Annotated in this window: 12 protein-coding genes and 1 pseudogene; 11 read left to right on the top strand and 2 right to left on the bottom strand. The window is 67.1% G+C overall.

The window, feature by feature from the left end; all coding sequences use genetic code 11:
- Window positions 1–285 precede the first annotated feature (285 nt).
- Entirely contained in the window at window positions 286–1,716 is a 1,431-nt protein-coding gene (locus tag ABD161_RS12655) for a YceI family protein (RefSeq protein WP_344003477.1), read from the top strand.
- A gap of 97 nt (window positions 1,717–1,813) precedes the next feature.
- On the top strand, window positions 1,814–2,719 hold the full coding sequence (locus ABD161_RS12650) for an IS481 family transposase (protein ID WP_344003474.1): 906 nt from the start codon (window positions 1,814–1,816) through the stop codon (window positions 2,717–2,719).
- Between the two features lie 25 nt (window positions 2,720–2,744).
- On the opposite strand, the gene ABD161_RS12645 is transcribed toward ABD161_RS12650, so the two are convergent.
- Window positions 2,745–3,925, bottom strand: a protein-coding gene (locus ABD161_RS12645; RefSeq protein ID WP_425560900.1) for an IS3 family transposase whose coding sequence is annotated in 2 segments (ribosomal slippage) — window positions 2,745–3,656 and window positions 3,659–3,925 — 1,179 coding nt in all. Because the reading frame shifts where the segments join, the coding sequence is not laid out codon by codon here.
- A gap of 69 nt (window positions 3,926–3,994) precedes the next feature.
- Here ABD161_RS12645 and chrA point away from each other — a divergent pair.
- The 5 genes and pseudogenes from chrA to ABD161_RS12620 all read left to right on the top strand — a co-directional run bounded on the left by chrA (window position 3,995) and on the right by ABD161_RS12620 (window position 8,787).
- The gene (gene chrA, locus ABD161_RS12640; RefSeq protein ID WP_344003480.1) at window positions 3,995–4,789 is read left to right on the top strand and encodes a chromate efflux transporter; all 795 of its coding nucleotides are present in this window, start codon (window positions 3,995–3,997) and stop codon (window positions 4,787–4,789) included.
- 85 nt (window positions 4,790–4,874) lie between these two features.
- A complete protein-coding gene (locus ABD161_RS12635; RefSeq protein WP_344003471.1) occupies window positions 4,875–6,842 on the top strand; it encodes a heavy metal translocating P-type ATPase in 1,968 nt (655 codons plus the stop codon).
- Window positions 6,843–6,866: 24 nt separating this feature from the next.
- On the top strand, window positions 6,867–7,595 hold the full coding sequence (locus ABD161_RS12630; RefSeq protein ID WP_344003468.1) for a VIT1/CCC1 transporter family protein: 729 nt from the start codon (window positions 6,867–6,869) through the stop codon (window positions 7,593–7,595).
- Between the two features lie 48 nt (window positions 7,596–7,643).
- Window positions 7,644–7,976 (top strand): annotated as a pseudogene (fdxA, locus tag ABD161_RS12625) (ferredoxin).
- A gap of 13 nt (window positions 7,977–7,989) precedes the next feature.
- On the top strand, window positions 7,990–8,787 hold the full coding sequence (locus ABD161_RS12620) for a ZIP family metal transporter (RefSeq protein WP_344003465.1): 798 nt from the start codon (window positions 7,990–7,992) through the stop codon (window positions 8,785–8,787).
- A gap of 84 nt (window positions 8,788–8,871) precedes the next feature.
- On the opposite strand, the gene ABD161_RS12615 is transcribed toward ABD161_RS12620, so the two are convergent.
- Window positions 8,872–9,555 (bottom strand): Crp/Fnr family transcriptional regulator, encoded by a 684-nt coding sequence (locus ABD161_RS12615; RefSeq protein ID WP_054682993.1) that lies wholly within the window; start codon window positions 9,553–9,555, stop codon window positions 8,872–8,874.
- A gap of 194 nt (window positions 9,556–9,749) precedes the next feature.
- Here ABD161_RS12615 and ABD161_RS12610 point away from each other — a divergent pair, with 194 nt between their 5' ends.
- The 4 genes from ABD161_RS12610 to ABD161_RS12595 all read left to right on the top strand — a co-directional run bounded on the left by ABD161_RS12610 (window position 9,750) and on the right by ABD161_RS12595 (window position 13,612).
- On the top strand, window positions 9,750–9,995 hold the full coding sequence (locus ABD161_RS12610) for a heavy-metal-associated domain-containing protein (protein ID WP_344003460.1): 246 nt from the start codon (window positions 9,750–9,752) through the stop codon (window positions 9,993–9,995).
- 94 nt (window positions 9,996–10,089) lie between these two features.
- Entirely contained in the window at window positions 10,090–12,093 is a 2,004-nt protein-coding gene (locus ABD161_RS12605; protein ID WP_054682996.1) for a heavy metal translocating P-type ATPase, read from the top strand.
- 105 nt (window positions 12,094–12,198) lie between these two features.
- Entirely contained in the window at window positions 12,199–12,624 is a 426-nt protein-coding gene (locus ABD161_RS12600) for a cupin domain-containing protein (RefSeq protein WP_054682998.1), read from the top strand.
- Window positions 12,625–12,706: 82 nt separating this feature from the next.
- Window positions 12,707–13,612 carry an NADP-dependent oxidoreductase gene (locus tag ABD161_RS12595; protein WP_054683000.1) on the top strand — a complete coding sequence of 302 codons (906 nt, stop codon included), beginning with the start codon at window positions 12,707–12,709 and terminating at the stop codon, window positions 13,610–13,612.
- The last annotated feature ends 211 nt before the right edge of the window (window positions 13,613–13,823 follow it).

The following is a 13,823-nucleotide window of genomic DNA, read 5'->3' as shown; positions in this document are numbered from 1 at the left end:
GCATCCCAGACCGGCCGCGAGGCCGCCCAGACACACCACGATCCACCCTCTTCCGAGGAGCTTCTTCATGGTGTCTGTCGCCGACCTGGGGTGGGAGCCTTCCGGCTCAACCTCACCGCTTGGCGGCGACAAGGAAATACATTACGCAGATCCCACACCACCGGCAAACCACCGCCCCTCCCGGGCGTGTCGCCGCCCCGCACCGGGCCTGCGGCGCGTGGACGTTCCTTATGAGTCCCCTGTGATGGCATGGCCCCGCCCGGGTTGCCAGCGGACAATCTGTCCATGACCTCCCCCGCACCCCGCCGCGGCATGAGCCGCCGCGCGATCATCCTGCTCAGCGTCGCCGGAGCCCTCGTGCTGCTCGGCGCCGCGGCGATCGTCTTCGGCCCCGCCTTCTACCGCGACGTGATCGTCGGCGAGCAGCCGTCGGCGCCGACCGCGGCTCCGGATGCCGACGCATCCGCCGCCCCCGCCGCACCCGTCGAGGACTTCGATGGCGCCTGGCAGGCGGCGGAGGGCTCCTACGCGGGCTACCGCGTCGACGAGGTGCTCAACGGCACCGACGTCACGGTCGTCGGCCGCACCGAGGAGGTCTCGGGCGAGGTGCAGGTGCAGGACCTCGCGGTGACGGAGGCGGAGATCACCGTGGACGTCGCATCCATCGCGACCGACCAGCCAAACCGCGACTCGTACTTCCGAGACAACGCCCTCGAGGTCGGCGAGCATCCCACCGCGACCTTCCGGCTGACTGAGCCGGTCTCGACGGACGCGACCCCGGAGGCGGGAGACGCGGCGACGGTCGAGGTGGCGGGCGAGCTGACGCTGCACGGCGTCACGCGCGAGGTGACCGCCGAGGTCGACGCCTCGTTCGACGGCGCGACGGCGCCGGGTGGCCGGCAGCATCCCGATCACGTTCGTCGACTTCGACGTCGAGGCACCCGACCTCGGATTCGTCAGCGTGGAGCCCGAGGGATTCGTCGAGTTCCTGCTCGTGCTCGAGAAGTGACCGCATCCGTCCCGCTCGTGCCGGTGGTGATGTGCACCTGGCGCCGGCCCGAGTACTTCCACCGGACGCTGCGCTGCCTCGAGGCGCAGCACGGGGTGCGGGTCGAACTGCACGTGTGGAACAACAACCCCGATATCGCCGGCGAGCTCGAGCGGACGGCCGCCGGGAGCGCCGTGCCCGTGCGCTTCCACCACAGCCCCAAGAACATCGGGGGCTTCGGCCGCTTCCATCTCGCGCGCGAGCTGGCGCCGACGCATCCGTTCGTCGTGTTCATCGACGACGACCAGCTGTTCGGCGCCCACACGATCGCGACCCTGCGGCGCGAGGCGCGGCCTCGCAGCGCCACCGGGTGGTGGGCCTACCGGTTCCCGCTGCCGCCGCACTACTGGCTGCGCCTTCCCGTGCGGAAGGGCCACCGAGCGCAGTACATCGGGACGTGCGGGATGGTCATCGACTCGTCGATCTTCCAGGACGAGCGCGTGTTCGAGTGCCCGGATCGCTTCCGCTTCGTGGAGGACGTCTGGCTCAGCTACGTCGCCCAGCACCTGAAGGGCTGGACGCTTCGGCGCTCGCGGGCGACGTTCTTCTTCATCCCCGACACGAGAAACCAGTTCGCCGGCCTGATCCACGACAAGTACGAGTTCCTGCAGTACCTCACTGCGCAAGGCTGGCTTCGCCGAGGGCGGCCCCGGCTTCGCGGGCGCTAGCTGTAGTTCCCCGACACGTTGTGAACGTGTGAGCTGAGGCGAGGGCCTCCGGGACGATGTGGGTTACCACACTCACTACGTCACAACGGAGGCCCTCGTGACTCACGCTAACGCGCCCTTGACGCCGGAAGGGCGTCGTCGCCTCGCATCCGCGATCGTCGATGCCGGTTGGACGATCCGGCGGGCAGCGGAACGGTTCAACTGCTCGCCCGCGACCGCGTCGAAGTGGGCCAAACGCTACGCCGCCGGCGAGCCGCTCACCGACAGGTCGTCTCGGCCGGTGTCGTCGCCGCGTCAGTTGTCACGGCGGACGGAGCGGCGGATCATCGCGTTGCGGTTCACCCGTCGTTGGGGGCCTCACCGGATCGCGTATCACCTGCGCCTGGCTCGCTCGACGGTCGGGCGGGTCCTGGCCCGCTACGGGATGCCACTACTCAAGCACCTGGACCGGTTCACCGGGCTACCGGTCCGCAAGCCCAAGCCGATCCGTTACGAGGCGCCCCGGCCGGGCGAGCTGGTCCATGTCGACATCAAGAAGCAGGGGCGCATCCCCGAAGGCGGCGGGCACCGCGCCCTCGGCCGGGCAGCAGGCAACCGGGACCGACAGCGCGGTGTCGGCTACGCGTTTGTCCACAACGCGATCGACGACCACTCCCGGCTGGCCTACTCCGAGATCCTCGAAGACGAGCGCAAGGAGACGGCTGCAGCGTTCTGGACCAGGGCGAAGGCGTTCTTCGCCGACGCGGGCATCACGGTCACCGCGGTGATGACCGACAACGGCGCCTGCTACCGCTCACGTGCCTTCCGAGACGCGCTCGGCAACGGAGTGAAGCACCGTCGAACGCGGCCCTACCGGCCGCAGACGAACGGGAAGGTCGAACGCCTCAACCGCACCGCCGAGGACGAATGGGCATACGCCCGCTTCTACCCCAACGAAGCCGCTCGCGTCGCCGCGTTCCCGGCCTGGTTGCATCACTACAATCACCACCGACCCCGGGCGTGAGGAATGAACTGGTGACAGGTGTGGTTTAGGCCGCGAGGGCGAGCGGCTCGGCCAGCTTGGACTCGAACTCGATGGGGGTCAAGCCGCCGAGGGAGTCCTGGGCTCGTTGCCGGTGATACTTCCGCTCGATCCAGACGACGATGGGGAGCCGCAGATCCTGCCGGGTGGTCCACCGCTGCTGGTTGAGGACGTTGGTCTGCAGGAGCGACCAGAAGCTCTCCATAGCTGCGTTGTCGCCCGCGGCGCCGACTCGGCCCATCGAACCGACCATGTCGTGCCGGCGCAGTTCCCGGGCCATGGCGCGGCTTCGAAACTGGCTGCCCCTGTCGGCATGCAAGATGCATCCGGCGACATCGCCGCGGCGGGCGACGGCGTTGCGGAGTGCGTCGACCGCGAGCTTCGAGGTCATCCGGTCGCTGATCGAGTACCCCACGATCCGGTTTGAGAAGACGTCTTTGATCGCGCAGCAGTAAAGCTTGCCTTCGGTCGTCGTGCGGTGCTCGGTGATGTCGGTGAGCCAGACCCGGTTCGGGGCATCGGCCCGGAAGACGCGTTGCACGTGGTCGTCGAACACGGGTGGGCCGGCCTTCTTGCCCTTCCCGCGCCGGCGGCGTTGCGCGGAGGAGAGGATCCCAGCCTGCGAGCACAGCTTCCACGCCTTCCGGCGACTCATCCGCCACCCTGCGCGGCGTGCTTCGTCAGCGAGGTATCGGTAACCGAACGTCGGGTCGTCCTCATGCGCGTCGTGGAGGGCGTTGATCCGATACGCGCGGAGGACGTCCGCGTCGCGGATCGGGTCATTGCGCCACCGGTAGTAGGGCTGTCTTGCGAGCTTCAGGACCCGGCACGACACCGTGACGGGGATCCCCGCCTCGGCGAGCTCGGCAACGAGCGGGTACGTCATTTTGGGGAGCCACCCAGTTTCAGGTTCGCCTGCGACAGATATGCCGCTGCCTTCCTGAGGACTTCGTTCTCCTGCTCGAGGAGACGGTTACGGCGGCGCAGCTCTCGCATCTCGGCGGCCTCGTCTGCCGTCTGACCGGGACGCTTGCCTTCCTCGACATCTGCTTGGCGGAGCCAGTTCTGCAGCGTCGCCTCGCTGACTCCGAAGTCAGTGGCGATCTGCTTGATGGTGACGCCGCTCTCACGGCGGCGGGCGACCGCGACGACGTCTTCGCGGAACTCTCTCGGATAGGGACCGGGCATGATGACATCCTTCCCGCCAGCGCCTCCCGGCACTAACGATCAGTTGTCACCGATCCGTTCCTCACGCCCATCACCCCCGATGCTCGTCGCGCGACGATCGCGGTCGCGGTCATGGTGCTCGTGCTGCTCGTGCCGGGCCCGCTCGCGATGCTTGGTGCCATGATCGCCGCGGGCATCGCCGGGTTGCTGTTCCTTGCGCGCACCGCGCACACCGGGGCACCCGCCAGGACTGAGGATCGATTTCCGGTGCGCCTGCACCGGGGCGTCTCGATCGGCTGCCTGATCGCGTTCGCCCTGCTGCTGGTGACCCTCCCGATCCTCGCAACAGCGACAGGAGATGCGGTACTCAGTCTGTTCGACCTCTTCTACCGTGCGGGCTCGTTCGTGTTCGGGGGCGGCCATGTCGTGCTGCCGCTCCTGCAGGCGGAGACGGTGCAGACAGGGCTCGTAGAGCCCGGCGCGTTCCTGGCCGGGTACGGAGCCGCGCAGGCGGTGCCTGGTCCGTTGTTCACGTTCTCCGCTTTCCTTGGCGCGGTCACGACGAGCGGCCCCTCGGGGGCGCTCGGAGCATCGATCGCCCTCGTCGCGATCTTCCTCCCCTCGGCCCTCCTCATCATCGGCGTACTGCCGCTCTGGAATCGGCTGCGCCGAGCCCCGAGGGTGCAGCGAGCGCTGAAGGGCGTGAATGCGGGAGTCGTCGGCCTGCTCGCGGCGGCCCTGTACGATCCGGTGTTCACCGAGGGCGTCACCGGACCGCACTCTCTCGTAATCGTCGCAGTGGCATTCGTCGCACTGACCGCGTGGAAGGCTCCCGCCTGGGCGGTGGTGCTGGGAGCTGCTGGGCTGGGGGCGCTGCTGCTCTGAACCACGCCCTCGGCCGAGACCGAAGCATGCTGAGGCAAGGCCCGCCTGCGATGCGCCGACGCCCGCGATCTGGGAAGCTTGCAGCGTGAGACGAGTTTCTGCCGCAGCCAAGGCGTATCCGCTGGTGTTCGCGAGCCTGCTGATCGCGATGGTCGGCCTGATCCTGCTCACCACCCCTGCCCGAGAAACCGCCCCGTGGCTCGTCGGCGCGTATGCGCTGGCGATCGCAGCGTGGGAGGCGGTCGGCATGATCCGCCAGCTCCTCAAAGGCCACGCCGGGCTCGACATCCTCGCGGTCACCGCGATCACTGCGGCTGTGCTCGTCGGTGAGCCGTGGGCCGCGCTCGTGGTCGTGCTCATGCTCACCGGCGGCGCGGCCCTCGAAGACTACGCTGAGAACCGCTCCAAGCGCGAGCTCACCGCGCTGCTGCGCAAAGCCCCGCAGCAGGCCACCAGGCTGCTGCGCGACGAGGCCGCCCCGGCGGGCCGCTCAACCCTCGAGGCGGTCGCCGAGGACGTGCCGGTCGAAGCCGTCGAGGTCGGCGATCTGCTGCTTGTACGGCCCGGCGCGCTCGTACCGGTCGACGCGGTGCTCGTGTCAGAGCATGCTGTGCTCGATGAATCCTCGCTCACGGGTGAGAGCCTGCCGGTCGAGCGCGTGGCGGGCGAGCGCGTCTCCAGCGGAGTGGTGAACGGTGCGAGTGCGGTCACGATGCGGGCTGTCGCGCTCGCCTCAGACAGCGAGTACCAGCAGATCGTGCGTCTGGTCGAGCGGGCCGCGGGCAGCAAGGCGAAAGTGGTGCGGCTCGCCGATCGCTATGCGGTGCCGTTCACGGTACTCTCGCTCGTCATCGCGGGCGTTGCATGGGTGGCCAGCGGGGAGGCGGTCAGATTCGCCGAGGTGCTGGTGGTCGCAACGCCGTGCCCCCTGCTGATCGCCGCACCGGTCGCGTTCCTCGGCGGCATGAGCCGGGCTGCGCGCTTCGGGCTTATCGTGAAGGGCGGCGGCACTCTCGAACAGCTCTCGCGGGTACGCTCCGCGGCGTTCGACAAGACCGGCACCATCACGACCGGGCGGCCCGTGCTCGAACGCATCCTTGCTGAGCCCGGCTTCGACGAGATGAGCGTGCTCCGGTTCGCCGCATCGGCCGAGGTGTACTCGTCCCACGTGCTCGCAGAATCGGTCGTCGCGGCGGCCAAGCAGCACGGATATCCGCTGCTGGAAGTGCTCGGAGCCGAGGAGATCGACACCAACGGCGTCGCCGCGCAGTTCGCGTCCGACAGCACAAACGGTGCGGTGGCGACGGTACGGGTAGGCAAGCCCTCCTGGCTCCGCGAGTTCGCCCCGACCCTCGCGCTCGCCCCGCTGGAGCCCGGGGAGCTCGCGATCTACGTCGCCGTCGACGACCGCTTCGCGGGCGCGATCGTGATGCGCGACCAGACGCGGGACGAGGCTGCGCAGGCGCTCCACGAGCTGCACGGGCTCGGGATCGAACGCACGCTCATGGTCACCGGCGACGTGGCGACCACTGCCGAGCCGATCGCCGCGAGCCTCGGCATCGACGAGGTGCACGCCGAGTGCCGGCCCTCCGACAAAGTACGCATCGTGAGCACGGTGCAGCCCAGGCCGCTCATCATGGTCGGCGACGGCCTCAACGACGCCCCGGTGCTCGCCGCTGCCGATATCGGTTTCGCGATGGGGGCTCGGGGCGCGACCGCCGCGAGCGAGTCCGCCGACATTGTGAACCGGTACGACACCCTCGCTTCCCTCCCCCTGGCGGTACGCGTGGGAAAGGACACGGTGCGGATCGCTCTCCAGAGCATCTGGCTCGGCATCATCATCAGCGTGGGTCTCATGCTCGTCGCAGCGTTCGGGTTCCTTCCCGCGTTGATCGGGGCCTGGCTCCAAGAAGTCGTCGACCTCGTCGCGATCCTGGGCGCGCTGCGCGCCGTCGGCCCGCGCGCCGAGCGCAAACTCAAGGCGTCGCGAGCCAACGCAGACGGCGCACAGCGCACACCGCTGACAGGCCGAGAGAGCCAGCGAACCCACTGAGAATTGCTATGGAGGCACCGAGCCATGGCTAGAAAAGCAGCACCCCAAGCCCATCCCGGCGAACCTCACGACCGGGGCACCGGCCAGCGACTCAACTGGCTGCGCGCCGGGGTACTGGGAGCGAACGACGGCATCGTCTCGACCGCTGGCGTCGTGATCGGTGTCGCAGCGGCGACCCCGAACAACGTTCTCGCGATCGCCACGGCAGGAATCGCCGCAGTGGTCGCTGGCGCATTCTCGATGGCCGGAGGCGAGTACGTTTCGGTGAGCACCCAGCGCGATACCGAGAAGGCGCTGATCGCCAAGGAGAAATGCGAACTCGAGACCATACCTCAGGAAGAACTCGAAGAACTCGCCGGCTTCTACCGTCAGCGTGGGCTCTCGGACGACCTCGCGCATCAGGTCGCGGTCGAGCTCACCGCGAAGGACGCCCTCGCAGCCCATGCAGAGGTTGAACTTGGAATCGACCCCGAAGAGTTCACCAGCCCCTGGGCGGCGGCTGTCTCGTCATTCGTCTCGTTCGCGCTGGGAGCGCTCATCCCGCTCGTAATGATCCTTTTGCCATTCGACGAGAATCGCGTCTGGATCGCCGCGGTTGCAGTGGTGATCGGCTTGTTCCTCACCGGCTGGATCAGCGCCGCCCTCGGCGGGGCCCCGCGCGGCCGGGCCATCCTCCGGAACGTGGTGATGGGCTCAGCGACGATGATTGCGACTTACCTCATCGGCCTGCTCTTCGGCGTCGCTGTTGGCTGAGCGGAGACGACCGCTGAACCCAGCTGACCGTGAAGGTGGCGTTCACCCATGACTTATGTAATCGCCCAGCCCTGTGTAGACGTCAAGGACAAGGCCTGCGTTGAAGAGTGCCCGGTGGACTGCATCTATGAAGGCGAGCGGTCGCTCTACATTCACCCGGACGAGTGTGTGGACTGCGGGGCCTGCGAGCCCGTCTGTCCGGTTGAAGCCATGTATTAGGAGGATGACACCCCCGATCAATGGGCGGAGTACTACAGAGTGAATGTCGAGTTCTTTGACGAACTGGGTTCACCGGGTGGCGCCGTCAAACTCGGCAACACCGGCAGGGATCATCCATTGGTTGCGGCATTGCCCCCGCAAAATCAAGACGCCAGCCTCTAACTGGCGAATCGACATGGAACTGTTCGGACAGGCGCTCGGACTGGGCACGATCGGCCTGGTGGCAGGTGTCCTGGGGGCGGTGATCGCGGCTCTCGCGACGCGTGGCCAGACCTCCACACTCACCAGTTATGTACAACACTTCGCCGCAGGCTTGATCATCGCCGCGGCAACACTGGATCTGCTCCCGGAGGCGCTCCACCTGGGTGGCGGCTGGCCGCTGATCATCGGCTTCGTGCTAGGCACTGCGTTCATGCTGGCGCTGCGCGCGCTCCTCACCCGGTTCGGCCACGGCCATTCCCACGGCGACGAGCACGGGCACGGGCACGGGCACGGGCACGGGCACGGGCACGGTGATAGTCAGACCAAGGAGGTCACGGGTGTGAATCTCCGCCTCGTCGTCGCCCTCGCGGTCGTTGTCTTGATCGACGGCGCCATCATCGGCATCGCCTTGTCCGCCGGCGGGGCGGCAGCCCTCTTGATCGCGATCGCGCTGTCGATCGAGCTTCTGTTCGTCGCCGCCTCCACAGCGGGATCCGCGCGCGCGGGCGGCGGCTCCCTCGGCACCGCGATCGGTGTCGGCGCCTTCGTTGCGGTCATGATGCCTATCGGCGCGGTGCTCGGCGCTGTCGTCTTCGCCGGTGTCTCAGCCCCCGTGCTGATCGCAGGCCTCGGCTTTGGTGCCGCCGCCCTGCTTTTCACCGCCGTCGCAGAGCTGTTGGTCGAAGCCTACGAAATCAAAGAGAGCACCGGCACCATCGCGATGGCAGCCGGCGGCTTCCTGCTATTTCTCATCCTCATGATGCTGATGTGACCATGCTTACGCACCCGAGGACGGGGCAAGCCGCATGCGGGCCCGGTCGCACGCCACCTTTAGCCAAGCCATGGCGATACCGGTCTATCGAGGTGTGGCTACGCGTTCGAGCCCATCAATGTCGAGAATCGTGACATCACGACGCCCGTGGAGTTCGATGACACCGGAGGCGGAGAGCGCGGCAAGGCGTCGGCTCAGAGTTTCTGGCGTGGTGCCCAGATAGGAGGCGATTTCGTACTTCGCCAACGGCAGCCACACTGTGGGCACGCCGTCTCGGATGCTGCCGGGCAGATCCAGCAAGTAGGCCGCGATGCGGGCACTGACATCGCTGGAGGTGATGGCGGCCAGCAATCGCTCGACGGAGGCGAGCCTGTCGGACAGAGTCCGCAGCATCCGCAGACCGACATCAGGGTAGTCGCGCAGCAGGGCCGAGAGGTCGGTGTGGTCGAAGACGCACATCCGGCTGTCTTCCAGCGCGACGACGAGGTCATTGGGCAGGTGGCCGGTCAGGAAGGCCCGTTCGCCCACGACATCACCGTCGGTCACCGTGCGCAGGATTTGTTCCTGGCCATTGGCCGCCGCATGGCTGACCTTGAGCTGTCCGCTGTGCATCACCAACAGACGCGACACCGACTGTCCTGGCGAATAGACCGTCTCTCCCTTGGCGACATGCACCGGGCGGACGAACTCCGCGACCCGCAACTGCTCCTCGCGGGTGAGTCCTTGGAAGATCGGCACGCGGCTGACGCACAAATCATCCACAGGCATGTGGTAAGTCTACCGGAGTCGGCATCGGCGCCGCGGGACCGGACAGCGGCAGCGGCAGCGGCAGCGGCAGCGGCAGCGGCAGCGACGCCTCGGTAGCAGGCGCGCACCGAACATGATCTATGTCAAGGAGTTCCGGGCGCCGCAAACCTATCGTGAAGGTACCAATAAGGAACACATCACGAAAGGGGTCCACAATGGCCACCTCCACCTCCACCCCCACCACCACTCACACCGTCCTGAGAGCGGAGGGATTCTCCTGCCCGTCGTGCGTGGCGAAGATCGAGAAGCAGGTCGGGCGACTCAAGGGTGTCGAGAACGTGAAGGTCCACTTCGCCTCCGCCCGCATCGAGGTCGACCATGACGCCGAGCGCATCTCCGTGGATGACCTCGTCGCCGCTATCGCCAAAGCCGGCTACAGGGCCGCACTGTCTGCCTTCTGAGGCCAACGGCCCCCGCGGGCCGCCTGCGGACATCCTTCCGACATTCCACTCTGCCGGTCTGCTGGCACGAGACCCAGAAAGGTCGTACCCGAAAGTGAACAGGCTCCAAAAATGGGTCTATGGGAACTGGTCAGTCCCCGTCGTGTCCGGCGTGCTCATCATCATCTCCTTCGCCATCCAGTGGCTGGCCGGGGGTGTCGCCAACCTCACCGTCAGCCCCCAGTGGTGGCTCGACGCCGGGGCCCACGCCACTCACGCCAGCGCGGCTTTCACCCTCGGGGATGTCTTCATGATCGCCGCGGCCGTGGTTGCCGGCTACGGGATCGTGGTGAAGGCGGTGCGCGCGCTGATCGCCAAGGTCGTCGGCATCGACCTGCTCGTGTCGGTTGCGGCTATCGGCGCGGTCATCATCGGCAACTTCTGGGAGGCCGCGGCGGTCACGTTCCTGTTCGCGATCGGCCACGCGCTGGAAGCTGCGACCCTGAACAAGACCCGCTCGGCACTGGCCGAACTCGTCGCCGTCGCCCCGGATTCCGCGATCGTTGTGCGCGATGGCGAGCAACAGGAGATCCCTGCCGGGCAAGTGAGAATGGGCGAGATCGTCCTGGTCAAGAACGGTGCGAAGGTCCCCGTGGACGGCCAGGTCGTCTCCGGCACCGGTGCCATCGACGAGGCCTCCATCACCGGCGAGTCCATCCCGGTGGAGAAAACTAAAGGCGGGCAGGTCTTCGCCGGCACCGTCTCCCGCGGCGGCTTCCTACAGGTCCTGGCCACTGGCATCGGCGCAGATACCACCTTGGCCCGCATCATCCACCGTGTGGAAGAGGCTCAGGACGCCAAGGCCAAGACCCAGGCCTTCATCGACCGGTTCTCCACGTGGTACACCCCCGCCGTCATGGTCCTGGCCCTGGTGGCCGGACTTATCAGCGGAGACGTGGTGCTGGCCCTGACCCTGTTGGTCATCGGCTGCCCGGGCGCCCTGGTGATCTCCATCCCGGTCGCCATCGTGGCGGGCATCGGCCGCGCCGCGCGCAACGGCATCCTCATCAAGGGCGGCGAGTTCCTGGAGACCTCCGCGAAGATCACGGCGGTCGCCGTGGACAAGACCGGCACCCTCACCGAGGGCAAACCGCAGCTGACCGACGTCATCATCCTGGATTCCACGCTCGACCGTACGGAGGTGTTGCGCTGGGCCGCGGCAGCTGAGGCCGGCTCCGAACACCCACTGGCCCGCCCCATCCTGGAGACCGCCCGCGAGGAGGGCGTTGCCCCGCAGGGCATCCCCGGCGCCGTCACCCCGGTCCCCGGCAAGGGCATCGTGGCGAACGTCAATGGCCGCCAGGTGCTGATCGGCAACCCGCCGCTACTGGAGCAGTACGGCATTGCCTCGGGCATCGCCGAGGCTGCGCAGGCCGCCCAGGACCTGGCCGCCGCCGGGAAAACACCTATGATCGTCGCTGTTGACGGGAGGGTGATCGGCGTCGTCGCCGTCGCGGACCAGATCCGCCAGGACGCACCGGAGATGGTCGCGCGACTGCACCGGGCCGGCGTCGAGAAGGTCGTCATGCTCACCGGTGACACCCGACTGGTGGCCGAGGCCGTCGGCAAAGCCACCGGGATCGACGAGATCCACGCCTCCCTGCTCCCTGAGGACAAGCTGGACGCTGTCACCGAGCTACAGCGCCAGGGCCACACGATCGCGATGGTCGGTGACGGCGTCAATGACGCTCCGGCTCTCGCCACCGCGAACATCGGCGTGGCGATGGGTGCGGCAGGCTCGGCCGTGGCCGTGGAGACCGCGGACATCGCCCTGATGGGCGACAACCTGCTCAAGCTGCCCGAGGCCATCGGCCTGGCCAAGCGAACCGTGAACGTGATGAAGCAGAACATCGCGATCGCCCTGATCACCGTGGTGCTGCTACTGGCCGGAGTCTTCGCCGGCGGAGTGACCATGTCGATCGGCATGCTCGTCCACGAAGCCTCCGTGCTCGTGGTGATCGCCAACGCGATGCGGCTGCTGCGAAACACCCGAGACTCCACGACGATGCCAAAGAGTGAACGCACCATCGGGACAGCTGCGGAGCAGGTGGCCGCCTGACGCCCATCCCGGGGCAATGGACCCACCCCGGACACCGGGCACCTCCAAGACTCAAAACAACGACGCGAACACCAAAATCAACACACGAAACAGAGGAGACCGACCATGAGCGAAAAGAACTTCACCCTTGGCGACAACGTCGAGCATTTCACCATCGAGGACGTGGCCAGGGATAATCCTGACTTCCGGAAGGTGCTGTGGACCGGAGAACACACCCAGATCGTGGTGATGACCATTCCGCCCGGTGGCGAGATCGGAGACGAGGTCCACGAACACACCGATCAGATCCTGACCTTCGTCTCCGGAACCGGCGAAGCCGACCTCAATGGCCACACCCACCCCATCGATGCCGGTGACCAGTGCGCGGTACCCGCCGGTGCCCAGCACAACTTCCGCAACACCGGCGACGAGCCGCTGGTGCTGTACACCATCTACAGCCCACCCGAGCACGCTACCGGCGCCGTATTCGCCACCCGGGAAGAGGCTGACGCCGCCGAAGCCGCCGGTGAGGACGAACCGCCCCGGTCCTGACCGCCACCGCCACCGCCACGAAAGACCCACCCGGGACGTCGACGACGCGCCACCCAGTCCAGATCAGAAGGAGATTCGATTCATGTCCAAGGTTTATGTCTTCACCGGCTACGGCGGACCCGAGACCCAGCAACTGATCGAGGGGCCTGTTCCAACGCCCGGGCCCGGGGAACTGGCCATCGAAGTCCGAGCCGCCGGTGTAAATCCGGCGGACTGGAAGATCCGGGAAGGCCAGCTGGGCCGTCACTGGAGCCTGCCGGCGCCGATGGGCCGTGAAGCCGCCGGCGTAGTCACTGAGGTCGGCGACGGGGTCGAGGACTTCGCCGTGGGCGACGAGGTGCTCGGCCTGGTGGCGCCCGGGCAGGGTGGAATGGCCGAGCACACACTGCTGCGCGCCTCCACGACTGTGGCCAAGCCCGAGGAGATCTCCTTCGCCGACGCGGCCACCATCCCGGTGGCCGCAGCCACGGCCTACGACGCCACCCACCAGATTGAACTCAAACCTGGCCAGACCCTGCTACTGCTCGGCGCCGGCGGCGGAGTGGGACTGATGGCGACCCAGATTGGTCGCGTGCACGAGTTCACGGTCATCGGCGTGGCCAGCGCAACCAAGCGGGAACTCGTCGAGTCGACTGGTGCCACCTTCATCGAATCCGGTCCAGGGGTGGCCGATCGGGTGCGGCAGGTGAGTGCCGACGGCCCCGACCTGATTGTTGATCTCGTCGGTGGCGATGCGCTGCGTGCTGTTGCGGACCTGGTGCCCGACCGAACCCGGATCATCTCCGCAGCGGACCCAGACACCGCCGCCGAGCTGGGCGGCCTGGCCCTGGCACGCACGGATGAGGCCATGGCCAAGATCACCGAGGTCATCCAATACGGACTGGTCGATCCCCACGTGGACGCTCAGTTCGCCCTTGATCAAGCAGATCAGGCGATTGCCGCAGTGGAGACCGGACACGCCGCTGGAAAGATCATCGTGGTGCCCTAAGGCTGGCTCCACCGACACCACCTGGGGCGTGGGTGATTAACCGGCAAATCCGAAGACGAACACATGACAACAGATAACCACCATGGGAACGACCACCTGAATCGGCCTGACTTTCGTTCCGTTCTTCAAGCAAGGATGGAACACGATGAACAGGAAGTACTCGCCGGAGATGCGTGAGCGGGCGTTGCGGATGCTCGCGGAGACGCGGCCG

It is taken from the genome of Microbacterium paludicola (assembly GCF_039529675.1).
Lineage (GTDB): Bacteria > Actinomycetota > Actinomycetes > Actinomycetales > Microbacteriaceae > Microbacterium > Microbacterium paludicola.
The sequence above is the reverse complement of the archived record's forward strand: the minus strand, read 5'-3'. Positions and strand labels throughout refer to the sequence as shown.

Bases quoted from the DNA above. Each gene is read 5' to 3' on its own strand.
- ABD161_RS12610 (WP_344003460.1), top strand. From the start codon at position 9,750: ATGGCCACCTCCACCTCCACCCCCACCACCACTCACACCGTCCTGAGA.
- ABD161_RS12655 (WP_344003477.1), top strand. From the start codon at position 286: ATGACCTCCCCCGCACCCCGCCGCGGCATGAGCCGCCGCGCGATCATC.
- ABD161_RS12620 (WP_344003465.1), top strand. From the start codon at position 7,990: ATGGAACTGTTCGGACAGGCGCTCGGACTGGGCACGATCGGCCTGGTG.
- ABD161_RS12630 (WP_344003468.1), top strand. From the start codon at position 6,867: ATGGCTAGAAAAGCAGCACCCCAAGCCCATCCCGGCGAACCTCACGAC.
- ABD161_RS12600 (WP_054682998.1), top strand. From the start codon at position 12,199: ATGAGCGAAAAGAACTTCACCCTTGGCGACAACGTCGAGCATTTCACC.
- ABD161_RS12615 (WP_054682993.1), bottom strand. From the start codon at position 9,555: ATGCCTGTGGATGATTTGTGCGTCAGCCGCGTGCCGATCTTCCAAGGA.
- ABD161_RS12595 (WP_054683000.1), top strand. From the start codon at position 12,707: ATGTCCAAGGTTTATGTCTTCACCGGCTACGGCGGACCCGAGACCCAG.